Consider the following 23664-nt stretch of genomic DNA (forward strand, 5'->3'; position numbering starts at 1 on the left):
CGCGCCGCGCGGACGGCCGCGTTACGCGACCAGCTCGCCGAACGCCCGGACGGTGTCGCCCGACTTGTTCAGGTGCTCGTCGTCACGCAGCCGGCGCAGGGCGCGCCAGATGCTGCTCTTGACCGTGCCGACGCTGATCCCCAGCACGTCGGCGATCTCCGGGTCGGTCTTGCCCTCGTAGTACCGCAGCACCAGCATGGTCCGCTGGTTCTCCGGCAGCTTCGCCAGCGCCTGCCAGAGCACGGTGCGCAGCTCGGTGCCGCCCATCGCGTCGGTGTCACCGGCCGTCTCCGGCAGCTCCTCGGTCGGGTACTCGTTGACCTTGCGGCGCCGCCAGGCGGAGATGTGCAGGTTGGTCATGGTGCGGCGGAGGTAGCCCCCGACCGCGGCCTTGTCGGTGATCCGGCCCCAGGCCCGGTAGGTGCTGAAGAGCGCGCTCTGCAGCAGGTCCTCGGCCTCGTAGCGGTCACCGGTGAGGTGGTAGGCCGTGGCGTACAGGGAGGCGCGGCGCTCGCGCACGTACGCGGTGAACTCCGTGATGTGGTCCTCCGCGGCGGCCGAGTGCTCCCCCTGCGCGCCTCCCTGTCCGGCCTCGGTGGTGCGGGCCGCGGCGGGGTTCAGCCGCAGCAGCGTCGCACCGGCGGCCTCGCGACCGGACGGTTCCCCCGAACCGACCGTGCGCAGACCGTTCCCCCCGGTACCCCGGTTCCCCCCCGGGGTGTCCGTGCCCTCGACGCGGACGGGGAGGATCCCCCGCAGCGTGAGGGTGTTGGCGGAGTCGACCGAACTCCCCAGCCGGCCGATCCCGTACAGCTCCCCCGTCCTGCCACCGCCGCTCACCCGGCGTGCGGCAGGGTTCCCCCCGGTGCTGTGCGCGCACCCCCGTACGGTCACGGCACCGGAGTTCTCGTCGGTCCTGATCTCGTACCGGGTGCGGTGGGCGGTGGCTGACGAACGCGCGGTGCGGACAGCCGGGTTGGTCCGGGTCTGAAGCATGGCGTTCATCGTGCGCCCCCTTGTTGCGGTTCGAGCGGTTCCGGTAGCCGCCCTCCAGCCGGCCTTGCGGCCCGCTGTCCTGCGGCGACATGGAAAATCCTGCCCGCCGGTTGTGATGGCGCTGTCCGCCGACTGTCACAGGGGTGTCACAGGCGGGGGGCTTTCGCCCCGGTCCGCCTCCCTCCGTTCCGGACGCCGGTGGCGCTCGTTCCGGTTCCCGTGCGGGCGGTGATCGCTCCGGGGGGTGATTCGGGGCTGCGGGTGGGCCAAAATGGGGCCGTGCCTTTCCTCCTTCTGATCGAGGACGACGACGCCATCCGGACCGGCCTCGAACTCGCCCTCACCCGCCAGGGCCACCGCGTGGCCACCGCCGCGTCCGGCGAGGACGGTCTGAGGCTCTTCAAGGAGCAGCGGCCCGACCTGATCGTGCTCGACGTGATGCTGCCCGGAATCGACGGCTTCGAGGTGTGCCGGCGGATCCGCCGCACCGACCAGCTGCCGATCATCCTGCTGACCGCCCGCTCGGACGACATCGACGTGGTGGTGGGTCTGGAGTCCGGCGCGGACGACTACGTGGTGAAGCCGGTGCAGCCGCGCGTGCTGGACGCCCGGATCCGGGCGGTGCTGCGGCGCGGCGAGCGGGAGAGCTCGGACTCCTCGGCGTACGGCAGCGTGGTCATCGACCGGGCTGCGATGACCGTCACCAAGGACGGTCAGGACCTCCAACTCACCCCGACCGAGCTGCGGCTGCTGCTGGAACTCAGCCGCCGCCCCGGACAGGCGCTCTCCCGCCAGCAGCTGCTGCGGCTGGTCTGGGAGCACGACTACCTCGGCGACTCGCGCCTGGTGGACGCCTGCGTCCAGCGGCTGCGGGCCAAGGTCGAGGACGTGCCGTCCGCGCCGACGCTGATCCGCACCGTGCGCGGGGTGGGCTACCGGCTGGACCCGCCGGCCTGACCCGCCCCCGCCCCCGGCTCTCCGAATCCCGAACTCCCGAACTCCCGTACCACGACAGGCTCCTGTGACCGATCATCAGAAGACTGCCCGGCGCTTCCCGGCGGGCCGGTGGCGCCGGCTGCGCTCCCTGCGGGTGCGGCTGATCGCGGTGTTCGCGGCGGTGGCGCTGCTCGCCGCCGTCTCGGCCTCCGGCATCGCGTACTGGCTGAACCGCGACGCGGTGCTCAAGCGCGCCCAGGACACCGCGCTGAACGACTTCCGGGTCTCGCTCAGCCGCAACGTCTCCGAGCTGCCGCTGGACGCCGCCTGCCCCGAGCTGGCCGCGCTGGCGTCCAACGTGGCCAGCTCCGGTCTGAGTTACGACGTGGTGGTGGTCGACCCGGCGCACCCGGAGTGCCCGGCGACCTCCTCCGACCCCACCCACTTCACGCTGGCCGACGTACCGGCCGCGCTGCAGTCCACGGTCGCCAAGCCGCGCGAGGTCTCCGAGAGCAACCCGTACCCGTACCACCTGTACTGGCAGCGCCAGAACCTGGAGGGCCGGCCGTTCGTGATCGGCGGCACCAAGGTGGTGCCGAACGGCCCGACGGCGTACATGTTCAAGTCGCTGGAGAACGAGCGGGCCGACCTCAACACCCTGGGCTGGTCGCTGGCCATCGCCACCCTGCTCGCGCTGATCGGCTCGGCACTGCTCGCCCAGGCCGCCTCGGCCACCGTGCTGCGGCCGGTCAAGCGGCTCGGCGACGCCGCCCGGCGGCTCGGCCAGGGGCACCTGGACACCCGGCTCGAAGTCGAGGGCTCGGACGAACTCGCCGATCTGGCCCGGACGTTCAACCGCGCCGCGGAGTCGCTGCACGAGCAGGTCGAGGAGCTGAGCGCGCGCGAGGCGCAGAGTCGGCGGTTCGTCGCCGACATGTCGCACGAACTGCGCACCCCGCTGACCGCCATGACGGCGGTCACCGACATCCTGGAGGACGAGGCCGAGTCGCTGGACCCGATGATCGAGCCGGCCGTACGGCTGGTGGTCAGCGAGACCCGGCGGCTGTCCGACCTGGTGGAGAACCTGATGGAGGTGACCCGCTTCGACGCCGGCACCGCCAAGCTGGTCGCCGACGAGGTGGACATCGCGGACCTGATCATGTCCTGCATCGACGGCCGGGCCTGGTACGACGCCGTCGAGGTGGACGCCCCGCGCGGCATCCTGGCCGTGGTCGACCCGCGCCGGCTCGACGTGGTCTTCGCCAACCTGATCGGCAACGCCCTCAAGCACGGCGGCTCGCCGGTGCGGGTCAAGGTCCGGCAGGCCGGGGAGTCGGTCGTGGTCGAGGTCTCCGACAGCGGCCCGGGCATCCCCGAGGACGTGCTGCCGCACGTCTTCGACCGGTTCTACAAGGCGGACCGGGGGCGGGCCCGCTCGGAGGGCAGCGGGCTGGGCCTGTCGATCGCGATGGCCAACGCCCGGATACACGGGGGGACGATCACGGCGGCCAACGGGGAGGTCGGCGCGGTGTTCACCCTGACACTGCCGCTGGCCCCGCCGCCTCCGCCGTCGGCGGGCGAGGGCGGCCCCGGCCGCGACGCCGCCGAGGACGACAAGGACGCCACGTGACCGCCCCCACCCGCACCACCCGTACCGCCCTGCGCCGCACCGCCGGCGTGGTGTTCCTGCTCGCGCTGGCCTCCGGCTGCGGCATCCGGCCGACCGCCGTACCGGTCGACGCCGGCGCCCCGGCCAGCCGGACGGCCTGCCCGACCACCCCGCGCGTACCGCCCGCGCTGGCCACCCCGCCTGGCCCCGCACCGGCCGTGACGCCGAGCCGCGGCGTGGCCAAGGGCTCCGTGAGCCCGAGCCCCTCGCCCACCCCGGTGACGCCGGGCAGCCCGCCGCCGGACAACGTGTTCGGCGCGGTGCCGACCGCCGCCCCCTGCAAGTGACCGCCCCTCCGGACGAGGAGCGGCGGGCGCCGGGGGCGCGGCCGGGAATGTTCACGCCCGGTGTGGAACCGCCGTGCCACCGGCTCACGTCCTTCCCCCCGTGCAGCGAGATGGCACCAGGACACGCGACGAGCGTTCCGGCACGGGGACCGAGACCGGGCCGGCGACGGCCGTCCACCGTTCCCTCCGGCTGACCGGACTGGCGGGCCTGGCCTGCCACCTGGCGCTGGTGCTCTGGCTGGTGCTGAGACCGCTGCCGGTGGCCTGGGTGTACGACGCCAACCTGACGCCGCTGGCCTCGCTCCGCTCCTCCACCGTCTGGCAGGTGGTCGGCGAGCTCCTGCTGCTGGCCCCGCTGGGCGTGCTGCTGCCGCTGGCCGGCGGCCGCCTCCGGGCACCCTGGCTGCCGTCCTTCCTGCGGACCACCGGCGCCTCGGCGCTGCTGGCGACGGGGCTGGAGTTCCTCTCCTCCTGGACGCCCGGGCACGTCCTCAACGTGGACCACATCCTGTTCGCCGTGATCGGTGTGGCCGCCGTCCACCTCGCGCTGGTCCCCGGCCTGCGGCACCTGCTGCGGGAGCGCCGGCCGCGGGCCCCCCGGGTGTCCGTGCTGGCCGTCCCGCCGGTGGCCACGGTCACCCGGGTCGCGGCCGTCGCGCCCGTCGGGCGCCCGCACGCCTACGCCGAGCCGACGCCGCCCGGCCGCTGAGCCGCACGGTCAAAGGACGCGCAGCACCTCATATCCAGTCATTTCCCACCGCGTCAATTGCCTTTCGGGCAGAGCGCAACGACACCGTGACGTAAAGGCGGCGACGAATGTCAGCCGCCTCCAGTACTGTGCGCTCTCGTCCCCAAACGGCTGTGCCGTTCTTTCTTCCGTCCCACAGGAACCCCCCCTTGAACAATCTCGACTTCAGCGCCGAACCGCTGTTCTCCTGGTACGCCGTCCTGCTCGCGATCAGCGGCGTCCTCATGGTGGGCCTCGGCGCCGTCGCCGGCGGGCTGAAGGCCGGTCTGCGAGTCCTCAACGTCATCATCGGCCTCGGGTTCCTGGGGTACGCCTACTACCTCGTGTTCGTCTTCGAGGGCGGCACGTACTACATCTTCTTCAAGGTGTTCATCCTGCCGATCGCGATGATCGTCTACTCGGTGAAGGCGATCGTCGAGCGCAGCAACGCCAAGCAGCAGACCCCCGCCCAGGCCGCCGCGTTCAACCCCAACGCCCCGCAGGCGCCGTACAACCCCAACGCCCCGCAGGCGCCGTACAACCCGAACGCCCCGCAGCCGGGCGCGCCCGTGCCGCCGCAGGCCGGTGGCCCCGTCCCGCCGGCCGCGCCCCAGGGTGCCGCGCCCTACCAGCCGGGCGTCCCGCCGCAGCCGGTGGCGGACAACCCGTACGCCCAGCCCGGCCAGCCGCAGCCGCCGCAGCAGCCGGCCGGCTGATCGGGCCGCACGCCGCACGAACGCCGGAAGGCCCGTCCGTCACCGAGAAGGTGACGGACGGGCCTTCCCGCTTGTCCGGCGCTAGGCGCGCTTGCGGCGGTGCGCCACCACCAGCGTGCCCACGCCGAGGGCGATCGCGACCGCCCCGGTGATCGCCATCGGCTCCGCGGCGGTGCCGCCGCCGGTGGAGGCCAGCCGGGTGTCCGCGGCCGGGGCCGCGGCGGGGACGGCTCTGGGGTGCTCCGCGGCGGGGCTCGGCGCCGCACCGGTGGGCCGCGCGACCGGGACGACCGGAGCGCTGGACGGCGGGGCCTCGGTCGGCGCCGGGGTGGCCGGGGCAACGGGCGTCGGGGTGGCGGTGGAGACCGCCGCGGGCCCGATCGTGAAGTCGGCCTTCGGGCTGGACGCCTCGCTCCCGCGCTCCCCCTCGCCGGGCAGGCTGCCCGCCAGGGCCGCCAGGGACTGGGCGACGGCCGGGGCGTCCGTGGTGAAGGACAGCCGGACGTCGACCGTGCGGGTCTCCCCCTTCGGCAGGGCGATCACATCGGTGTTCTTGTCGCCGGTCCGCAGCCCGAAGTACAGCCAGCCCGGATGCTCCGAGTTGCCCCCGGGGGTGCCCTCCAGCCAGCTCCCGTCGGCCTTCCGGAACTCGAACCGGACCACCTCGGAGGGGAGTTCGGTCGCCCCCTGGAACACGATCGCGGGCAGGACGCGGAGGTCCCTGCCGCTGTTGTTGGTGAAGACCAGCTTGAACGGCTTCGGTTCGCCGCCCGCCGTGAAGGCGGCGGGCACCCCGTCGAGCCTGACCTCGGCCGTGGCGGCGGGCGTGGGCGCGGGGGTGGTCGGCGTGACCGCCGGGGTGACGAGCAGGTCCGGGAAGCCGCTCATCGCGGAGGAGATCCGCTGCTCCGGCGGCAGGGTGGGGTCCGAGACGATGGCGTTGAAGCCCGGCGTCACCCGGCCGCCCGGGGTGTCGGCGGCGACGGTGAGCCGCAGCCGGTAGACCGCCTCGGCACCGGCCGCGAGGTGCGGCACGGCGGGCGGGTCGAGCTGCCAGAGGCCGCCGGCGATGGTGGCGGTCACCTTGGCGTCCTGCCACTGCGGCCCGCCGGGCGCCTGGTACTCCAGCTTGAACTGGCTCGGCTTGGTGCCGGTGCCGGTGTCCCCGAGGACGACGGTGGACGGCAGCAGGTCCATCTGGTGGTCGGCGGTGTTCCTGAGCGTCGCGGTGAACTCCACCGGTGCGCTGCCCGCCTTGACGGTGCCGGGCAGGCCGCCGAAGGCCACCGTGACCGGCGAGGACTGCGCCTGGGGGCCCTGGGCCGTCGTGGCCGTCCCCGAGGCGGCGAAGACGCCCGGGGCCTCGACCACGGCCGAGCCGGAGGCCAGCGTGACCGCGGCGGTCACGGCCAGGAATCTGCGGTGCCGAGTGCGCAAGGTAACCTCACGAGAGAATGCGGACAGAACCCACCAGAACGTGAAATCGCTTGCGCGAGAGGCCATTTCAAGGCGATGGCGCGCCGATGTTCCGCCCCCCGACCAACAGCGACTGCGGCATCATATCGAGCCGTTTCGACGCCCCCGCCAGGGGATGGCGCGACCCTTCGGGGGCCCGGACGGACGCCCGCCCTCAGGGTCACCCCGAGATCGACCCCGAGGTCCGGGTACGCCTCCCCGGTGAACCTTCGGGGTGGGGAATCACCTGCCGGGCGGAGGATAACGGGCCGGCGGCGGCGGAGTATGGAAACACCCCGCCGGACCGGCCGGACCGGGCCGCCACCGTGCGGAGAGACCAGGAGTCAACCATGAGCGCTCGCCTCGCCCGCCCCCGCCACAACCGTGTCATCGCCGGCGTCTGCGCCGGGATCGCCGCCCGCTTCGGGCTGACCCCGTGGACCGTCCGGCTGATCTTCCTGCTCTCCTGCCTGCTGCCCGGCCCGCAGTTCCTGATCTACCTGGCCCTGTGGCTGCTCCTCCCCCAGGAGCCGTGAGCCGGCGGCGGGAAACACCGACGGGCCGCCCGTCCCCGGGATCACCGGGGGCGGGCGGCCCGTCGTCGCGCCGAGGGCTCGGATCAGCCGGCCAGGCCCGGCAGCGGCAGGGTGTTGGTCAGCCCGCCGATCGGGGTCTTGTCCAGGCCCGGGACGCTCGGGACGGCGCCGCGCTGCTGGGTGACGCCGGCGAGCGGCGCGGTGTCGGCGGCCGGGGCGGCGGCGTGGCCGGCGGTCGGGGCGAGGGTGCCCAGCGCGCCGGTGACCTTGTCGCCGCCGGGCAGCTTGCCGGCGGTGTCGGTGACCGCCCCGGTCACCGCGGGGTTCGTCACCGCGCCGGTGGGCAGCCCGAGGCCGCCGGGCGCCGGGGCGGCGTCGGCGGAGGCGGTGCCGGCGCCGACCGCCGCGATGGCGATGCCGAGCGCCGCGGTGCCGGCGGCCTTGAGAGCCTGCTTCATGGTTCGTCCCCTTGGGTCCTCGTCGGTGGCCGACCTCGTGCACGGGACCGGCGAACGGGCGACGGCCACCGTGCCTGATCGGCAATGACTGGCACACCGTAGTGAGCCGGTCGCGTGAGAACCAAAGGGCGTTCACTCACCCGAGTGACTAGTCGGATGAACGCCAACTTCCGTACCGGAGCTGGCCGTTCATCCGACCTTCGACAGCACGTTCCCCCGGCTCAGTTGCCGCCGGAGCCCGCGCTGAACAGCCACTCGGCCTTCAGCTCGGCGTAGCCCGGCTTGATCACGTCGTTGATCATCGCCAGTCGCTCGTCGAACGGCAGGAACGCGGACTTCATCGCGTTCACCGTGAACCACTCCAGGTCGCCCAGCGTGTAGCCGAAGGCCTCCACCACGTGCCCGAACTCCTGGCTCATGCTGGTGCCGCTCATCAGCCGGTTGTCGGTGTTCACGGTGATCCGGAACTTCAGCCGGCTGAGCAGGCCGATCGGGTGCTCGGCGTACGAAGTGGCCGCACCGGTCTGGATGTTGGAGGTGGGGCACATCTCCAGCGGGATGCGCTTGTCGCGCACGTACGCGGCCAGCCGGCCGAGCTCGACCGAGCCGTCCTCGCCCACCGTGATGTCGTCCACGATCCGCACGCCGTGGCCGAGCCGGTCGGCGCCGCAGCACTGCAGGGCCTCCCAGATCGACGGCAGACCGAAGGCCTCGCCCGCGTGGATGGTGAAGTGGTTGTTCTCGCCCTTGAGGTAGTCGAAGGCGGCCTGGTGGCGGGTGGGGGGGTAGCCGGCCTCGGCACCCGCGATGTCGAAGCCGACCACGCCCTGGTCGCGGTGGCGGTTGGCCAGCTCGGCGATCTCGGTGGAGCGGGCGGCGTGCCGCATCGCGGTCAGCAGGGTGCCGATGCGGATCCGGTGGCCGGCCTCGCGGGCGTTGGCCTCGCCGAGGCGGAAGCCCTCCTGGACGGCTTCGACGACCTCGTCCAGGGTCAGGCCGGCCTCCAGGTGCTGCTCGGGGGCGTACCGGACCTCGGCGTACACGACGCCGTCGGCGGCCAGGTCCTCGGCGCAGTCGGCGGCGACCTTGATCAGGGCCTCGCGGGTCTGCATCACGGCGCAGGTGTGCGCGAAGGTCTCCAGGTAGCGGACCAGCGAGCCGGAGTCGGCGGCCTCACGGAACCACTCGCCGAGCTCCTTGGGGTCGGTGGTGGGGAGCCCCTGGTAGCCGACGGCGGCGGCCAGCTCGACCACCGTCTCCGGGCGCAGCCCGCCGTCGAGGTGGTCGTGCAGCAGGACCTTCGGCGCGCGGCGGATCTGGTCGGCGGTGGGGACACGCGGGCCGGTGCCCGCGGTGGTGACGGGGATCTGCTTTTCCATTGCGGAAATATAGCCCCTACGCGCGTAGACCCACCACCGCGGACACCACCGGATGGTCCAAACTCCGCCCGGAATTCCACCGACCGGTCCATACGATCCGCCAAAGCCACGACACTGACGGAACCCCGGCAGCCCTCCGGAACGGCCGCGTCAGTCGTGCTGGATCAGCCGTCCGCGCCGGGACAGCACGAAGTCCCGGAACGCCGCCGCCGGCGGGGCCAGCGGCCGCCCCGTCACCCAGGCCAGCCCGATCGCCCGCCGGGTGCGCGGCGCCGTCACCTCCAGCTCCACCACTCCCGGCCGCGGCACCAGGGCCGGCGGCAGCAGCGCCACCCCCAGCCCCGCCGCCACCAGCCCGCGCAGCGTCTCCGCCTCCTCGCCCTCGAACGCCAGCCGGGGGACGAACCCGGCCTCCGCGCAGAAGCCGTCCGTGATCGCGCGCAGTCCGTACCCCTGCTCCAGTCCGACGAACGGCTCCTCGGCCACCTCCGCCAGCCGGATCCGCCGCCGCCCGGCCAGCCGGTGGTCCGCCGGGACGACCAGGTTCAGGCGCTGCTCGTCCAGCGGACGGGCGGTGTACGCCGGATCGTCCGGCAACGGCGCCACCAGGCAGAGGTCCAGCTCACCGGCCCGCAGCCGCTCCAGCATCGCCGCCCCGTAGTCCTGCACCAGCTGGAACCGCACCCGCGGGTGCTCCGCGCGGAAGCCGCGCAGCAGCGCCGGCACCGCGTCCGGCCCCATCGTGTGCAGGAAGCCGAAGGCGACCAGCCCCACCTCCGGGTCCGCCTCCGCCCGGGCCGCCCGCGCGCCGCGCTCGACCTCGGCCAGCGCCCGCTCCACCGAGGCCAGCAGCAGCCGGCCCGCCCTGGTCAGCCGCACCGTACGGCCCTGACGGGCCAGCAGGTCCACGCCCAGCTCCTCCTCCAGCCGGGCCACCGCGCGCGACAGCGTCGGCTGCGGCACCCCGAGCAGCGCGGCCGCCTGCGTCACGTGCTCCAGCCGGGCCACCGCCGCGAACTGCGCCAGCCGGGGAGCGAGCAGGACGGCCGGCTCGTCCGCCCCCAACTCGGCCGCCCGGTACCGCTGGTCCCCGCCGTCCACCGGTTCGGCCACCGCCATTCCGCCACCACCTCGACTCATACGCCAGTGCATCGATCATCCCCGCTTCATGCATTGGACGCATCAAGCGAGCCGGGCCTACGGTCAACGGCATGCAGCCCTCCAGTACCAGGGCATCCGTGCCCGCACCGGATGCCCACGCCGCCACCACCCCCGTCGACCGCCCCGCCGGGGACGACCGCCACCGCCCCGGCGGGCGCGACTTCCGCCGCGCCAACCTCGCCCTGTTCGCCGCCGGGATCGCGACCTTCGTCCTGCTCTACTCCACCCAGGGCCTGCTGCCGGTCCTCTCGGACGACCTCGGACTCACCCCCGACCAGGCCAGCTGGACGGCCTCCGCCGCCACCCTCGGACTCGCCCTCGGCCTGCTCCCGGCGAGCGCGCTCTCCGACCGGTACGGCCGCACCGCGGTGATGACGGCCTCCACCCTGGCCGCCTCCGCCCTGGCCCTCGCGCTGCCCTTCGCACCCGACCTGACCACCCTCGTCGCGCTGCGGGTCCTCCAGGGCGCCGCCCTCGCCGGGCTCCCGGCCACCGCGATGGCCTACCTCGCCGAGGAGGTCCACCCCAGCGCGTTGGCCTCCGCGATGGGCCTGTACGTGGCCGGCAACAGCATCGGCGGCATGGGCGGCCGGCTGGTCTCCGGCTGGACCGCCGCCGCCCTCGGCTGGCGCTGGGGCCTCGCCGCCTCCGCCGCCCTCGCGCTGCTCGCCACCCTCGCCTTCCGGCTGCTGATCCCCGCCGCCCGGCACTTCACCCCCGCGCCGGTGGACGCCCGCGCGCTCGCCCGCACCGTCGGACGGCACCTGCGCAACCCGCTGCTGCTGCGGCTGTACGCGCTCGGGCTGCTGTTCATGGCCGTGTTCGGCGCGGTCTACAACACCGTCGGCTACCGCCTGATCGGGGCGCCGTTCCACCTGCCGGAGTCGGTCGCCGCCTCGATCTTCGTGGTCTACCTGGTCGGCACCGGCACCTCCGCCGCGGCCGGACGCCTCTGCGGCCGGCTCGGCCGCCGCGGCGCCCTCTACGCCGCCATCGGCGTGACCGCGGCCGGCCTGCTGCTCTCCCTCGCCGAGTCCCTGGTCTGCGCCCTGCTCGGACTGGTCCTGATCACGGCCGGCTTCTTCGCCGGCCACGCCACCGCTTCCTCGGCGGTCGGCCGCACCGCCACCGAGGGCCGCGCCCAGGCCTCCGCGCTCTACCTGATCGCCTACTACCTCGGCAACAGCCTCGGCGGCACCCTCGGCGCCGACGCCTACCACGCCACCGGCTGGCCCGGCGCCGCCACCGTCGGCCTCACCGCCATGACCCTGGCCGCCGCCGTCACCCTCTACGCAACCCACCAGGCGCACACCACGAGGCGAGCGGTCGCGGACGCTTGACAGCGGGCGCCGATACCCTCAGGGACATGAGCATCGATCCTGCTGCGTACGCCAGGCTGCTTGAAATCGCGGATCAGCTGCCGAAGGTGCCGGGGATAGGGAAGATCGAGATCGCCGACGGTCAGATCGTCGTGACGATGTCGCCGGTGAAGCGCCACGAGCTCGCCGTGTTGCGCATCGCCCGACAGCTCAACGCCCAGTTGCCCCAGACTCATCCGGGGTACATCGCCCACGGGGGCGCGGACCTGGAGGACGTGGGCCTTGGCCGGCTCCGGAACCCGGACCTGATGGTTTTCCCGGAGGCGAATCTGGACGACGACAACCCCGCCTTCCTCCCCCACGAGATCCTTCTCGTCGTGGAGGTCGTCTCCAAGTCCAACCCTGAGAACGACTACCACGGCAAGGTCCGCGACTACTCGGCCATGGGTATTCCGATGTATCTCCTCGTCGACCCCCGAAAAGGCACCGGAATCATCCACGACGGCCCCGGCTACGACTCCCGCGAGAAGTTCAAGTTCGGCGACACGATCACGGTGGGTCCCTGGACCCTCGACACCAGCGTCCTGCGGACCTACGCCTGAGCTCACACACGAAGGGAGCCGTACCCAGCGGGTACGGCTCCCTTCGACCACTGGTCGACCAGGATCAGGCGATACGGTCGAGCACGATCGGGTTCGGGGTGAACTCCGTGCCGGCCGGGGCGACGGTGATGCCGCCGGCCAGGGCCTCGATGGCGTAGTCGTAGCGCTCCGGGGTGTCGGTGTGCAGGGTCAGCAGCGGCTGGCCGGCCACCACGGTGTCACCGGGCTTGGCGTGCATCTCGACGCCGGCGCCGGCCTGCACCGGGTCCTCCTTGCGGGCGCGGCCGGCGCCCAGGCGCCAGGCGCAGACGCCGACGGCGTAGGCGTCGAGCTCGGTGAGCACGCCGGAGGCGGGCGCGGGGATGACGTGCTGCTCGCGGGCGACCGGGAGCGGGGCGTCCACGTCGCCGCCCTGGGCGGCGATCATGCGGCGCCAGTGGTCCATCGCGGAGCCGTCGCGCAGCGCGTCCGCCGGGTCCTTGCCGTGCACGCCGGCCGCGGCGAGCATCTCGCGGGCGAGCGCGAGGGTCAGCTCGACGACGTCGGCCGGGCCGCCGCCGGCCAGGACCTCGACGGACTCCCGGACCTCCAGCGCGTTGCCGGCGGTGAGGCCGAGCGGGGTGGACATGTCGGTGAGCAGGGCGACGGTGTTGACCCCGGCGGTGGTGCCCAGGCCGACCATGGTGCGGGCGAGCTCGCGGGCGTCGTCCAGGTTCTTCATGAACGCGCCGGAGCCGACCTTGACGTCCAGGACCAGCGCGCCGGTGCCCTCGGCGATCTTCTTGGACATGATCGAGGAGGCGATCAGCGGGATCGCCTCGACGGTGCCGGTGACGTCGCGCAGCGCGTACAGCTTCTTGTCGGCGGGCGCCAGGCCGTCACCGGCGGCGCAGATGACGGCGCCGGCGTCGCGCAGGACGTCCATCATCTCCTCGTTGGAGAGCAGGGCGCGCCAGCCGGGGATGGACTCCAGCTTGTCCAGGGTGCCGCCGGTGTGGCCGAGGCCACGGCCGGAGAGCTGCGGGACCGCGGCGCCGCAGGCGGCGACCAGCGGGGCGAGCGGCAGGGTGATCTTGTCGCCGACGCCGCCGGTGGAGTGCTTGTCGCTGGTGGGCAGCGGCAGCGAGGAGAAGTCCATCCGGACGCCGGAGCGGATCATGGCGTCGGTCCAGCGGCTGATCTCGCGCGGCTGCATGCCGTTCAGCAGGATCGCCATGGCCAGGGCGGACATCTGCTCGTCGGCGACCTCGCCGCGGGTGTAGGCGTCGATGACCCAGTCGATCTGAGCGTCGCTCAGCTCTCCGCGGTCGCGCTTGGTCCTGATGACGGAGATGGCGTCCATGCGTGCTCCCAGTGCGGTTTCTTAAAGCGTGGGGTTCTGAAGCGTGAAATGCGAAGAGTGCCGCGAAATGACCGGGTTACGGCCCACTCGCGACACTCTACGCGCGTAACAAATGCAGATGCTAGAGCCGCTCCGGCCCGAACGCGTCGGGCAGGACCTCACTCATCGGCTTCACGCCGGAGGCCAGCTCGACCAGCAGGTCCGGCCCGCCGTGCTCGTACAGCAGCTGGCGGCAGCGCCCGCACGGCATCAGCAGTTCGCCGGCGCCGTCGACGCAGGTGAAAGCGGTCAGCCGACCGCCCCCGGTGGCGTGCAGCGCGGACACCAGCCCGCACTCGGCGCACAGCCCGAGCCCGTACGAGGCGTTCTCGACGTTGCAGCCGGTGACCACCCGCCCGTCGTCCACCAGCGCGGCCGCGCCGACCGGGAACTTGCTGTACGGGGCGTACGCGTGGCCCATCGCCTCGCGCGCCGCCTCGCGCAGCATCTCCCAGTCGACCGCGGAGGCCTGCGGGGCGGTCACTTGCCCTGGCCCTTGCGGTAGATCTGGCCGTCCGCCTTGGGCATCCGCAGTCGCTGCGAGGCCAGCGAGAGCACCACCAGGGTGATCAGGTACGGCGTGGCGACGATCAGCGGGCGCTGCACCTGGTCGGTCAGCGAGTACCAGGCGATCAGGCCGCCGGCGATCACGAAGGAGATCACCGTCGCGGTGTACTTGCGCCGGTACAGCTGCCACAGGGCGAGCAGGATCATCGCGATGCCGACGACCAGGATCAGCACGTGCACCGACTCCGGGTCGCGCAGCTGGAGGCTGTCGGTGAAGCCGAAGAGGCCGGCGCCCATGGCGAGACCCCCGGGCATCCAGTTGCCGAAGATCATCGCGGCGAGGCCGATGAAGCCGCGGCCCAGGGTCTGGCCGTCCTTGTAGAAGTGCGCGGCGACCAGCGAGAGGTACGCACCGCCGAGGCCCGCGAAGGCGCCGGAGGCGATGACCGCCAGGTACTTGTACTTGTAGACGTTGACGCCCAGCGACTCGGCCGCGGTCGGGTTCTCACCGCAGGAGCGCAGCCGCAGGCCGAAGACCGTGCGCCAGAGCGCGAAGTAGCTGACCACGATCAGCGCACCGGCCAGGACCACGACCACCGAGATGTTGGTGACCAGGCCGCCCAGCACGCCCGCGACGTCCGAGACGAAGAACCAGTGGTGGTTCTCGATGTCCTTCAGGCCCGAGGACAGCCCCGGGACGGTGATGTACGGCAGCGGATCCGCCGGCGGGGACTGGTTCGCACCGGCACCGGCCGAGATGTAGTCCTTGTAGTAGATCCGGTTGACGTACGCGCAGATGCCGGGGATCAGCAGGTTGATGCCGACGCCGGAGACGATGTGGTCGACGCCGAAGGTGACGGTGATGATCGCGTGCAGCAGACCGCCGAGCGCCCCGCCGAGCATGCCGGCCAGCAGGCCGACCCACGGGTTGACCAGGTAGCCGGCCCAGGCACCGCAGAAGGTGCCGGCGACCATCATGCCTTCGAGGCCGATGTTGACCACACCGGCCCGCTCGGACCAGAGACCACCGAGACCGGCCATGCCGATCGGCACGGCGGCGCTGAGCGCGGCGGTGACCTGGCCGGAGGAGGTCAGCGAGTGGTTGCCGGTGGCCATGCCCACGGCGGAGAACAGCACCAGGGCACCCGCGATCAGCAGGAGCACCACGGGCCAGGACAGCGTGCGCTTCTTCGCAGGCGCGCCCGGCGCCTTCGGACGAGCGGCAGTAGCGGTGCTCACGCGGACACCTCCTTCTTCTCAGTGGCCGCGGCCTGGGCGGCGAGCTGGGCGCCGACCTTCTGCTGCTGGCGCTTCAGGCCGTAGCGGCGGACCAGCTCGTACGCGACGACGACGCAGATGACGATGGTGCCCTGCATGACCGAGACGATCTCGGACGGGAAGCCGCCCTGCAGGGGCAGCTGCGCGCCGGTGGCGTCCAGGAAGGCGAACAGCAGGGCCGCGAAGGCCATGCCGATCGGGCTGTTCCGGCCGAGCAGGGCGATCGAGATGCCCAGGAAACCCAGGCCGGGCTGGAAGCTCTGGCCGTAGTAGAAGGAGTTCTGCAGCAGCTCGGGCATGCCGATCAGACCGGCGATCCCACCGGAGACGAACATCGAGATGACGACCATCTTCTTGACGTTCACGCCGGAGGCGGTCGCGGCGGACTCCGAGCGGCCGGTGGCGCGCAGGTCGAAGCCGAAGCGGGTGCGGGTCAGGGTGAACTGGAAGAGCACACCGACCAGGATCGCGATGAAGAGGAAGCCCCAGAGGGTGCCGCCGGCCGTCTCGATGCCGAAGAAGTGGCTCGACTGCGAGATCGGCTCGGTCTGGATCGAGTTGCTGGTGCCGCTGACCTTCGGCGCGAAGACGCCGGGGACGAGCAGCAGGCCGACGATCGCGAGCGCGATGGCGTTCAGCATGATGGTCGCGATGACCTCGCTGACGCCGCGGTAGACCTTCAGCAGACCGGCGATGCTCGCGTACAGGCCGCCGACCAGCATGGCGGTGACCAGCAGCAGCGGGATCTGGATGAACGCCGGCAGGTCGACCTGCGCTCCGATGTAGGCCGCGAACAGCGCCGCGACCTTGTACTGGCCCTCGACGCCGATGTTGAACAGGTTCATCCGGAACCCGAACGCGGCGGCCGCGGCGGCCAGGTAGTACGTGGTGGACCGGTTGAGGATCGCCACCTGGCCGTCCGACTTGGTGGCGTACGTGATCATCACGTTCCACGCGTCGAACGGGTTCTTGCCCGAGGTCGCCAGCAGGACGGAACAGATCGCGACGGAGAGCACGACCGCGAGCACCGGCGCCGCCAGTGCGAGCACGATCCGCTCACCGCTGATCCGCTGCGCCAGGCTGCGCTTGGCGGCGGGGTTGGGACTGGTCATGTGGTTACTCCCCCGCCTGCGGGTCGTCGGCGGTGTCGGACGGGTCGGTGCCCTCGGCCTGGGTGCCCTCGGCGGCGATGGCCTGGGCCTCGGCGACGGCCTCCGGCTCGGACTCGATGTGGCCGCTGGCGGCACCGGTCATCGCGGTGCCCAGGTCCTCGGCGGTCACGGTGGCCGGGTCGGCGTCGGCGACCAGGCGGCCGCGGTAGATGACCCGGATGGTGTCGGAGAGCCCGATCAGCTCGTCCAGGTCGGCGGAGATCAGCAGGACGGCCAGGCCGGCCCGCTGGGCGGTCCGGATGTGCTCCCAGATCTGGGCCTGCGCGCCGACGTCCACACCACGGGTGGGGTGGGCCGCGATCAGCAGCTTGGGCTGGTGGCTCATCTCGCGGCCGATGATCAGCTTCTGCTGGTTGCCGCCGGAGAGCGAGGCCGCGGTGACCTCGATGCCGGGGGTGCGGACGTCGAACTCCTCGACGATCCGCCAGGTGTCCGTCCGGGCCGCGGCCGGGTCGAGCAGCACGCCCTTGGAGTTGGGCGTCTCGGTGACGTGACCGAGGATGCGGTTCTCCCAGAGCGGGGCCTCCAGCAGCAGGCCGTGCTTGTGGCGGTCCTCGGGGATGTAGCCGATGCCGGCCTCGCGGCGGCTGCGGGTGAGGGTGCCGGAGAGGTCCTTGCCGTCCAGGGTGACGGTGCCGCCGTCCAGCGGCAGCATGCCCATGATGGCCTCGACCAGTTCGGCCTGGCCGTTGCCCTCGACACCCGCGATGCCGAGGATCTCGCCCTTGTGGATGCGCAGCGAGATGTCGTCCAGGACGACGCGCTCGATGCCCTCGGCGTCGGTCTTGGCGATCCGCAGGTCCTTGACGTCGAGCATCTCCGTCGTGGTGACGGTCGACTCGCGGCTCTCCGGGGAGGGCAGCTCGGCGCCGACCATCATCTCGGCGAGCTGACGGGCGGTGACGGCCTTCGGGTCGGCGTCGCCGACCGTGGTGCCGCGCCGGATGACGCTGATCGCGTCGGCCACCGCCAGCACCTCGTGCAGCTTGTGCGAGATGAAGATGACGGTGACGCCCTCGGACTTGAGCTCGCGCAGGTTGTCGAACAGCGCGTCGACCTCCTGCGGGACGAGGACGGCCGTGGGCTCGTCGAGGATCAGGATCTTGGCGCCGCGGTACAGCACCTTGAGGATCTCGACGCGCTGGCGGTCGGCGACGCCGAGGTCCTCGACCAGGGCGTCCGGGCGCACGCCCAGGCCGTACTGGTCGGAGATCTCCTTGATCTTCGCCTTGGCCTTGGCGCCGATGCCGTGGATCTTCTCGCCGCCGAGGACGACGTTCTCCAGCACCGTGAGGTTGTCGGCCAGCATGAAGTGCTGGTGCACCATGCCGATGCCGCGGTCGATGGCGTCACCGGGGGTGTTGAACTCGCACAGCTCGCCGTTGATCGCGATGGTGCCCTCGTCCGGCTTCTGCATGCCGTAGAGGATCTTCATCAGCGTCGACTTGCCGGCGCCGTTCTCGCCCATCAGGGCGTGCACCGTGCCGGTGCGGACGGTGAGGTTGATGTCGTGGTTGGCCACGACACCGGGGAAGCGCTTGGTGATGCCGCGCAGTTCGACGGCCGGTGTCGCCGTCCCCGCGCTGGGGGTGCCGTCCTTGCGCAGGGGGACGGGGTCGGATGCGGTGATGGCGATCTCCTGGTGGTCTGGAGGCGCGTCGTTGCGCTCGGAGGGCCAAGGGGGGAAACGGGGGGACGGGACGGGGCCCGGGGGTACGCGTTGAGCGCACCCTGCCGGGCCCCTCCCGTGTGTCGATCATCGCGCTGCCGGGCAGTCGGCAGGCGCTGTCGCGTCCGAGACGCGCGGTCCTTACTGGGCCGGCGCGGTCGGGATGGTGGTGGCGCCGCTCTTGATGGCGTCGGCGGCGGCCTTCAGCTGCGGCTGGATGTCGTCGATCTTGCCGCCGGTGGTGGCGAGCGAGACACCGTCGGCCTTCAGGTCGAAGAGCTTGATGCCGGTGAAGGCGTTGCCCTTCTTGACCGAGTCGATGTACGCGAAGACCGCGTTGTCGACGTTCTTGACCATCGAGGTCATGATGCTGTTCTTGTACTTCGCCAGGGCCGGCTGGCTGGCCTGGTCGGAGTCGACACCGATGGCCAGGGCGCCCTGCTTGTTGGCGACGGCCTCGATGGCACCGTTACCGGAGGAACCGGCGGCGGTGTAGATGATGTCCGCGCCCTTGTCGAGCTGGCCCTGCGCGGCCTCCTTGCCCTTGTCGGGCGAGTTGAAGCCGGTGAAGTCCGGGGGCGTGGTCAGGTAGGTGGTCTCGATCACGATGTTCGGGTCGACGGACTTGGCGCCCGCCTTGTAACCGGCCTCGAACTTCTTGATCAGCTCGGACTGCACACCACCGATGAAGCCGATGTGGTGGGCCTTCGACTTGTTGGCGGCGGCGACACCGGCCAGGTACGAACCCTCCTGCTCGGCGAAGAGCAGCGAGGTGACGTTGGACGGCTGGTCCTTGTCGTTCGAGTCGATGATCGCGAACTTGACGTTCGGGTTGTCCTTGGCGACCTTGTTGACCGCCGGCTGGTAGACGAAGCCGACCGCGATGATGGTCTTGTAGCCGGCGTCGACCAGGTTCTTGAGGCGGGTCTCCTTGTCGGCCTCGGCCTCGCCGGCCTTGGCCTCGGCCTCGGTCACCGAGGCGCCCAGCTCGGTCTTGGCCTTGTCGAGACCACGGGCGGCGGAGTCGTTGAACGACTGGTCGCCGCGGCCGCCGATGTCGTAGGCCATGCCGACCTTGAGCGAGCCGTCGCCCGAGGCGGAGGAGGAGGTGCTGTCGGTGCTCTTTGCGCCGCAAGCGGCGAGCGAGGCCATGCCCAGGGAACCCGAGAGCACAACCGCGGCGAGCTTCATTGAACGGCGCAAGGGAGTTTCTCCTTCTGACACGCAACCGTTTGGCGTGGTCGGACGCCACCGTAACGCGCGTAGAACACGGTTGGGTTACGGGGTGCCAGAGCATTCGGGTTGTTATCAAACCGTGGTCTGAAGGTCGTCCCGAGGCTCTTTCCCCTTGCGTGACGGTGGTCCGGGGTTGGTGCGCCCCAGTTTACGGAACCGCCCCCCAACCCCGGAGGCCCACCGTCCGCCCACGTGTCGGCGTCCGACCGGCCGGTCGCGCCTCAGTCGCCGTCCGCCTCCAGTGCCAGCGCCGCGAACAGCTCGGCACCGATGCCGATCGCCCGCTCGTCCACGTCGAACCGGCCCTGGTGCAGGTCACGGACGGCGGTGTCACCGGGGGCGCGGACGCCCAACCGGGCCAGCGCGCCCGGGGCGTGCTCCAGGTACCAGGAGAAGTCCTCGCCCCCGAGGCTCTGCTCGGTCCCCTCCACGGTGTCGGCCCCGAAGCGCGCGTGCATCATCTCGTCCAGCCGCGCGACCGAGACCGCCTCGTTGACCACCGGCGGCACCCCGCGGTGGTAGTCCAGCGTCCACTTGGCCCGGTAGGTCTCGGCCAGCTTGGCGATCAGCTCGTGCAACAGGTCCGGCGCCTCGCGCCAGCCGTCCAGCTCCAGACAGCGGACGGTGCCCTCCAGCTCCGCGTGCTGCGGGATGACGTTGGGCGCGGAACCGGAGGCGATCCGGCCCCAGACCAGGCTGACGCCCCAGCGCGGGTCCATCCGACGGGCCAGCGCGCCGGGGAGGTCGGCGGCCATCCGGGCCACCGCGGTGACCAGGTCGGTGGTCAGGTGCGGGCGGGCGGTGTGCCCGCCGGGGCCGTCCAGGTGCAGCACCAGGCGGTCGCAGGCCGAGGTGATGGCCCCGGTGCGCAGCGCGATCCGGCCGACCTCCACCTTGGGGTCGCAGTGCACCGCGAAGATCCGCCCGACCCGGTCCATCCCGCCGGCCTTGATCACGTCCAGCGCGCCGCCCGGCATGACCTCCTCGGCCGGCTGGAAGACCAGCCGGACGGGACGGCGCAGCTCGCCGGTGCGGGCGGCCTCCGCCAGCACCAGGCCGGCACCGAGCACCACCGCGGTGTGCACGTCGTGGCCGCAGGCGTGGGCCCGGCCGGGGACGGTCGAGCGGTACGGCACGTCGGTCTTGGCGTCGTCGATGGGCAGCGCGTCGATGTCGGCGCGGAAGGCCAGGAACTCGGCGCCCGGGGCGGTGCCGGCCGGGACGATGTCGACGAGCAGGCCGGTGCCGCCGGGCAGCACCCGGGGTTCGAGGCCGGCCGCCACCAGTCGGTCGCGCAGCAGCCCGGTGGTGCGGAACTCCTGGCGGCCCAGCTCCGGATGCCGGTGCAGATCACGGCGGAAGGCGATCAGCTCGGGCTCCAGCGCCCTGACCCGGTCGCGCAGTTCGGCGGCGGGGCGTGCGGCGGCGAGAGTGGCGCCCGGCTGAGCGGGCTCAGGACGGTTCATCTCGCTAATCGTAGGCCTGTTGGGGGGATTTGGCCCGACTTCCGGAAAACTAGTCCCCGGATGGGCGCATACCGGCCGGACAGGTGGGTATGACATCTCGTTTCAGCCGCCTTCCCCGGGTTGCTTGCCCTGTGCAACGATCCCCCGGGGCGGCGGTCACGGCCGCCACCGCCTCGACGCCTCCCGGGCGTTGACGGCCGTTCAGGCGGTGCTCAGAAGCGCTCCACCGGGGCGTACGTCCCCCACACCCCGCGCAGCGCGTCGCACACCTCACCGACGGTCGCACGGGCGGCCAGCGCCTCCTTCATCGGGTACAGCACGTTCTCCGGACCCTCGGCCGCGCGGCGCAGCGCGTCCAGCGCCCGGGCGACCTCGCCGGCGGAGCGCTCGGCCCGCAGCCGGGCCAGTCGCCCGGCCTGCTGCCGCTCGATCGCCGGGTCCACCCGCAGCGGCTGGTACGGCTCCTCCGTGTCCAACCGGAACCGGTTGACGCCGACCACGGTCCGCTCGCCGGAGTCGGTCTCCTGCTGGACGCGGTAGGCGGTGCGCTCGATCTCGCCCTTCTGGAAGCCCCGCTCGATCGCCGCCACCGCGCCGCCCTGGTCCTCGATCCGGCCCATCAGCGCCAGCGCGGCGGCCTCCAGCCCGTCGGTGAGCGACTCGACGGCGTACGAACCGGCGAACGGGTCGACGGTGGCGGTCACGTCGGTCTCGTGGGCGAGCACCTGTTGGGTCCGCAGGGCGAGCCGGGCCGCCTTCTCGGTGGGCAGCGCGATCGCCTCGTCGTAGCTGTTCGTGTGCAGCGACTGGGTGCCGCCGAGCACCGCGGCGAGCGCCTGCACGGTGACCCGGGCCAGGTTGACCTCGGGTTGCTGGGCGGTGAGCTGCACCCCGGCGGTCTGGGTGTGGAACCGCAGCATCTGCGAGCGCGGATCCCGCGCGCCGAAGTCCTCGCGCATGATTCTTGCCCAAATCCTGCGCGCGGCACGGAACTTGGCCACTTCCTCCAGGAGCGTCGTGCGGGCCACGAAGAAGAACGAGAGCCGGGGCGCGAACTCGTCCACGGCCATCCCGGCGGCGATCGCGGTGCGGACGTAGGCGATGCCGTTGGCCAGGGTGAAGGCGATCTCCTGCGCGGGATCGGCCCCGGCCTCGGCCATGTGGTAGCCGGAGATGGAGATGGTGTTCCAGCGCGGGATCTCGGCCCGGCAGTACCGGAACACGTCGGCGACCAGCCGCAGCGAGGGCTGCGGCGGGAAGATGTAGGTGCCGCGGGCGATGTACTCCTTCAGCACGTCGTTCTGGACCGTGCCGGTCAGTGCGGACGGCGCCACGCCCTGGGCCTCGCCCACCAGTTGGTAGAGGAGCAGGAGCAGGGCGGCGGGCGCGTTGATGGTCATCGAGGTGGACACCTCGCCGAGCGGGATGCCGTCGAGCAGCACCGCCATGTCCTCGACGCTGTCCACGGCCACACCCACCTTGCCGACCTCCCCGGCCGCGAGCGGGGCGTCCGAGTCGTAGCCCATCTGGGTGGGCAGGTCGAAGGCGACGGACAGGCCGGTGCCGCCGCCCGCGATCAGCTGCCGGTAGCGGGCGTTGGACTCGGCGGCGGTGCCGAAGCCCGCGTACTGGCGCATCGTCCAGGGCCGGCCGGTGTACATCGTCGGGTAGACGCCCCGGGTGAAGGGGTACTCCCCCGGCCGGCCCAGGCGGGTCTCCGGGTCCCAGCCGGCCAGCGCCTCGGGGCCGTACAGCGGCTCGATCGGGAGGCCCGACTCCGAACGGCGGGCGGATTCTGCGGCGGCCATGGGTCTCTCCACGGGTCGGCGGCGGGAGGGAGGCGGTCCTCGCAATGTAGAGCGCGACCGGGCGGCGGGGGCGCCGACGCGGTTGAGATGATCGGGTGAACGACCGATGAGCCCCAGGGAGTGGCAATGACCGAGCAGAAGGTGGCCGTGGTCACCGGTGCCAGCAGCGGAATCGGCGCGGCGACCGCCCGTCGGCTGGCCGCCGAGGGCTTCGACGTGGTGCTGACCGCCCGCCGCACCGAGCGGATAGAGGCGCTGGCCAAGGAGATCGCCGACCGGGGCGGTTCCGCGCGGGCCGTCACGCTGGACGTCACCGACCGGGCCGCCGTGGACGCCTTCGCGGCCGAGGTCGGCCGGGTGGACGTCCTGGTGAACAACGCCGGCGGCGCGATCGGCGCCGAGACCGTCGAGCACGGCGACCCGGCCGACTGGCGGGCCATGTACGAGGTGAACGTGCTCGGCGTGCTGCACGTGACGCAGGCGCTGCTGCCGGCCCTGCGGGCCACCGGCGACGGCACGGTGCTGGTGCTCTCCTCGACCGCCGCGCTGGCCGCGTACGAGGGCGGCGGCGGGTACGTCGCCGCCAAGCACGCCGCGCACACCATCGCGGCCACCCTGCGGCTGGAGCTGTGCGGGGAGCCGATCCGGGTGATCGAGATCGCGCCCGGCATGGTGAAGTCCGAGGGCTTCGCGGTCACCCGCTTCCGCGGCGACGAGGAGAAGGCGGCCGCGGTGTACGCGGGCGTGGCCGAGCCCCTGACCTCGGAGGACATCGCGGACACCGTGGCGTGGACGGTCACCCGGCCCTCGCACGTCAACATCGACCTGCTGGTGGTCCGCCCCCGGGCGCAGGCCGCCAACCACAAGGTCCACCGCGGCTGAGCCCGGCCGGGCGGGCGAGCCCGC

22 protein-coding genes are annotated in these 23664 nt (G+C 72.3%); 9 read left to right on the plus strand and 13 right to left on the minus strand.

Going from position 1 to position 23664, the window contains the following annotated elements; genetic code table 11:
- Nucleotides 1-21 precede the first annotated feature (21 nt).
- A complete protein-coding gene (locus ACIRD3_RS28815) occupies nt 22-684 on the minus strand; it encodes a SigE family RNA polymerase sigma factor (RefSeq protein ID WP_360265355.1) in 663 nt (220 codons plus the stop codon).
- Nucleotides 685-1275: 591 nt separating this feature from the next.
- Here ACIRD3_RS28815 and ACIRD3_RS28820 point away from each other — a divergent pair.
- The 5 genes from ACIRD3_RS28820 (at nt 1276) to ACIRD3_RS28840 (ending at nt 5331) form a co-directional block, all read left to right on the plus strand.
- Nucleotides 1276-1953 carry a response regulator transcription factor gene (locus tag ACIRD3_RS28820; RefSeq protein ID WP_030257458.1) on the plus strand — a complete coding sequence of 226 codons (678 nt, stop codon included), beginning with the start codon at nt 1276-1278 and terminating at the stop codon, nt 1951-1953.
- 64 nt (nt 1954-2017) lie between these two features.
- Nucleotides 2018-3562: an ATP-binding protein gene (locus ACIRD3_RS28825; protein WP_402222394.1), complete on the plus strand. Its 1545-nt coding sequence runs from the start codon at nt 2018-2020 to the stop codon at nt 3560-3562.
- Nucleotides 3559-3888, plus strand: a complete 330-nt coding sequence (locus ACIRD3_RS28830) for a hypothetical protein (RefSeq protein WP_402222397.1) — start codon at nt 3559-3561, stop codon at nt 3886-3888. Before ACIRD3_RS28825 ends, ACIRD3_RS28830 begins: the two co-directional genes overlap by 4 nt.
- 100 nt (nt 3889-3988) lie before the next feature.
- Nucleotides 3989-4597, plus strand: a complete 609-nt coding sequence (locus ACIRD3_RS28835; RefSeq protein WP_402222399.1) for a VanZ family protein — start codon at nt 3989-3991, stop codon at nt 4595-4597.
- Nucleotides 4598-4785: 188 nt separating this feature from the next.
- Entirely contained in the window at nt 4786-5331 is a 546-nt protein-coding gene (locus tag ACIRD3_RS28840; protein ID WP_402222402.1) for a hypothetical protein, read from the plus strand.
- An 81-nt stretch (nt 5332-5412) separates the two neighbouring features.
- Here the strand turns inward: ACIRD3_RS28840 and ACIRD3_RS28845 are convergent, their stop codons facing one another.
- Nucleotides 5413-6738, minus strand: a complete 1326-nt coding sequence (locus ACIRD3_RS28845; RefSeq protein WP_402222404.1) for a hypothetical protein — start codon at nt 6736-6738, stop codon at nt 5413-5415.
- Between the two features lie 398 nt (nt 6739-7136).
- Here ACIRD3_RS28845 and ACIRD3_RS28850 point away from each other — a divergent pair, with 398 nt between their 5' ends.
- Complete coding sequence (locus ACIRD3_RS28850) at nt 7137-7322, plus strand: PspC domain-containing protein (protein WP_402222406.1); 186 nt, start codon at nt 7137-7139, stop codon at nt 7320-7322.
- An 83-nt stretch (nt 7323-7405) separates the two neighbouring features.
- Here the strand turns inward: ACIRD3_RS28850 and ACIRD3_RS28855 are convergent, their stop codons facing one another.
- The 3 genes from ACIRD3_RS28855 to ACIRD3_RS28865 all read right to left on the minus strand — a co-directional run bounded on the left by ACIRD3_RS28855 (nt 7406) and on the right by ACIRD3_RS28865 (nt 10278).
- Nucleotides 7406-7780: an ATP-binding protein gene (locus ACIRD3_RS28855; protein ID WP_402222408.1), complete on the minus strand. Its 375-nt coding sequence runs from the start codon at nt 7778-7780 to the stop codon at nt 7406-7408.
- Nucleotides 7781-8001: 221 nt separating this feature from the next.
- Entirely contained in the window at nt 8002-9159 is a 1158-nt protein-coding gene (locus ACIRD3_RS28860) for an adenosine deaminase (protein ID WP_402222411.1), read from the minus strand.
- Nucleotides 9160-9309: 150 nt separating this feature from the next.
- A complete protein-coding gene (locus ACIRD3_RS28865) occupies nt 9310-10278 on the minus strand; it encodes a LysR family transcriptional regulator (protein WP_402222414.1) in 969 nt (322 codons plus the stop codon).
- A gap of 92 nt (nt 10279-10370) precedes the next feature.
- Between ACIRD3_RS28865 and ACIRD3_RS28870 the strand changes: the two genes are divergently transcribed.
- Together ACIRD3_RS28870 and ACIRD3_RS28875 are read left to right on the plus strand one after the other, a co-directional pair.
- Nucleotides 10371-11660 carry an MFS transporter gene (locus tag ACIRD3_RS28870; RefSeq protein WP_402222416.1) on the plus strand — a complete coding sequence of 430 codons (1290 nt, stop codon included), beginning with the start codon at nt 10371-10373 and terminating at the stop codon, nt 11658-11660.
- 26 nt (nt 11661-11686) lie between these two features.
- Nucleotides 11687-12241, plus strand: a complete 555-nt coding sequence (locus ACIRD3_RS28875; protein WP_402222418.1) for a Uma2 family endonuclease — start codon at nt 11687-11689, stop codon at nt 12239-12241.
- A 64-nt stretch (nt 12242-12305) separates the two neighbouring features.
- Here the strand turns inward: ACIRD3_RS28875 and ACIRD3_RS28880 are convergent, their stop codons facing one another.
- From ACIRD3_RS28880 to ACIRD3_RS28915, 8 genes are all read right to left on the minus strand, one after another.
- Nucleotides 12306-13583, minus strand: a complete 1278-nt coding sequence (locus ACIRD3_RS28880; protein WP_402222421.1) for a thymidine phosphorylase — start codon at nt 13581-13583, stop codon at nt 12306-12308.
- Between the two features lie 121 nt (nt 13584-13704).
- Nucleotides 13705-14106, minus strand: a complete 402-nt coding sequence (locus ACIRD3_RS28885; protein ID WP_402222424.1) for a cytidine deaminase — start codon at nt 14104-14106, stop codon at nt 13705-13707.
- Complete coding sequence (locus ACIRD3_RS28890; RefSeq protein WP_402222427.1) at nt 14103-15368, minus strand: ABC transporter permease; 1266 nt, start codon at nt 15366-15368, stop codon at nt 14103-14105. Before ACIRD3_RS28890 ends, ACIRD3_RS28885 begins: the two co-directional genes overlap by 4 nt.
- On the minus strand, nt 15365-16519 hold the full coding sequence (locus tag ACIRD3_RS28895; RefSeq protein WP_402222430.1) for an ABC transporter permease: 1155 nt from the start codon (nt 16517-16519) through the stop codon (nt 15365-15367). The genes ACIRD3_RS28890 and ACIRD3_RS28895 overlap by 4 nt, the downstream gene beginning before the upstream one ends.
- A 4-nt stretch (nt 16520-16523) precedes the next feature.
- The gene (locus tag ACIRD3_RS28900) at nt 16524-18101 is read right to left on the minus strand and encodes an ABC transporter ATP-binding protein (RefSeq protein WP_402222432.1); all 1578 of its coding nucleotides are present in this window, start codon (nt 18099-18101) and stop codon (nt 16524-16526) included.
- 288 nt (nt 18102-18389) lie between these two features.
- Nucleotides 18390-19451, minus strand: coding sequence for a BMP family protein (locus ACIRD3_RS28905; RefSeq protein ID WP_402222435.1), 1062 nt, complete (start codon nt 19449-19451; stop codon nt 18390-18392).
- Nucleotides 19452-19705: 254 nt separating this feature from the next.
- A complete protein-coding gene (locus tag ACIRD3_RS28910; RefSeq protein WP_402222438.1) occupies nt 19706-20950 on the minus strand; it encodes an amidohydrolase in 1245 nt (414 codons plus the stop codon).
- 212 nt (nt 20951-21162) lie between these two features.
- On the minus strand, nt 21163-22758 hold the full coding sequence (locus ACIRD3_RS28915) for a methylmalonyl-CoA mutase (RefSeq protein ID WP_402222441.1): 1596 nt from the start codon (nt 22756-22758) through the stop codon (nt 21163-21165).
- Nucleotides 22759-22884: 126 nt separating this feature from the next.
- On the opposite strand from ACIRD3_RS28915, the gene ACIRD3_RS28920 reads away from it, so the two are divergent.
- Nucleotides 22885-23640, plus strand: coding sequence for an SDR family oxidoreductase (locus tag ACIRD3_RS28920; RefSeq protein ID WP_402222444.1), 756 nt, complete (start codon nt 22885-22887; stop codon nt 23638-23640).
- Nucleotides 23641-23664 lie beyond the last annotated feature (24 nt).

This window comes from Kitasatospora sp. NPDC093550 (assembly GCF_044764985.1).
Classification (GTDB): domain Bacteria; phylum Actinomycetota; class Actinomycetes; order Streptomycetales; family Streptomycetaceae; genus Kitasatospora.

What these genes read in the sequence shown, in the direction of transcription:
- ACIRD3_RS28850 (WP_402222406.1), top strand. Translation starts at nt 7,137, where the DNA reads ATGAGCGCTCGCCTCGCCCGCCCCCGCCACAACCGTGTCATCGCCGGC.
- ACIRD3_RS28855 (WP_402222408.1), bottom strand. Translation starts at nt 7,780, where the DNA reads ATGAAGCAGGCTCTCAAGGCCGCCGGCACCGCGGCGCTCGGCATCGCC.
- ACIRD3_RS28860 (WP_402222411.1), bottom strand. Translation starts at nt 9,159, where the DNA reads ATGGAAAAGCAGATCCCCGTCACCACCGCGGGCACCGGCCCGCGTGTC.
- ACIRD3_RS28865 (WP_402222414.1), bottom strand. Translation starts at nt 10,278, where the DNA reads ATGGCGGTGGCCGAACCGGTGGACGGCGGGGACCAGCGGTACCGGGCG.
- ACIRD3_RS28870 (WP_402222416.1), top strand. Translation starts at nt 10,371, where the DNA reads ATGCAGCCCTCCAGTACCAGGGCATCCGTGCCCGCACCGGATGCCCAC.
- ACIRD3_RS28875 (WP_402222418.1), top strand. Translation starts at nt 11,687, where the DNA reads ATGAGCATCGATCCTGCTGCGTACGCCAGGCTGCTTGAAATCGCGGAT.
- ACIRD3_RS28880 (WP_402222421.1), bottom strand. Translation starts at nt 13,583, where the DNA reads ATGGACGCCATCTCCGTCATCAGGACCAAGCGCGACCGCGGAGAGCTG.
- ACIRD3_RS28895 (WP_402222430.1), bottom strand. Translation starts at nt 16,519, where the DNA reads ATGACCAGTCCCAACCCCGCCGCCAAGCGCAGCCTGGCGCAGCGGATC.
- ACIRD3_RS28910 (WP_402222438.1), bottom strand. Translation starts at nt 20,950, where the DNA reads ATGAACCGTCCTGAGCCCGCTCAGCCGGGCGCCACTCTCGCCGCCGCA.
- ACIRD3_RS28915 (WP_402222441.1), bottom strand. Translation starts at nt 22,758, where the DNA reads ATGGCCGCCGCAGAATCCGCCCGCCGTTCGGAGTCGGGCCTCCCGATC.
- ACIRD3_RS28920 (WP_402222444.1), top strand. Translation starts at nt 22,885, where the DNA reads ATGACCGAGCAGAAGGTGGCCGTGGTCACCGGTGCCAGCAGCGGAATC.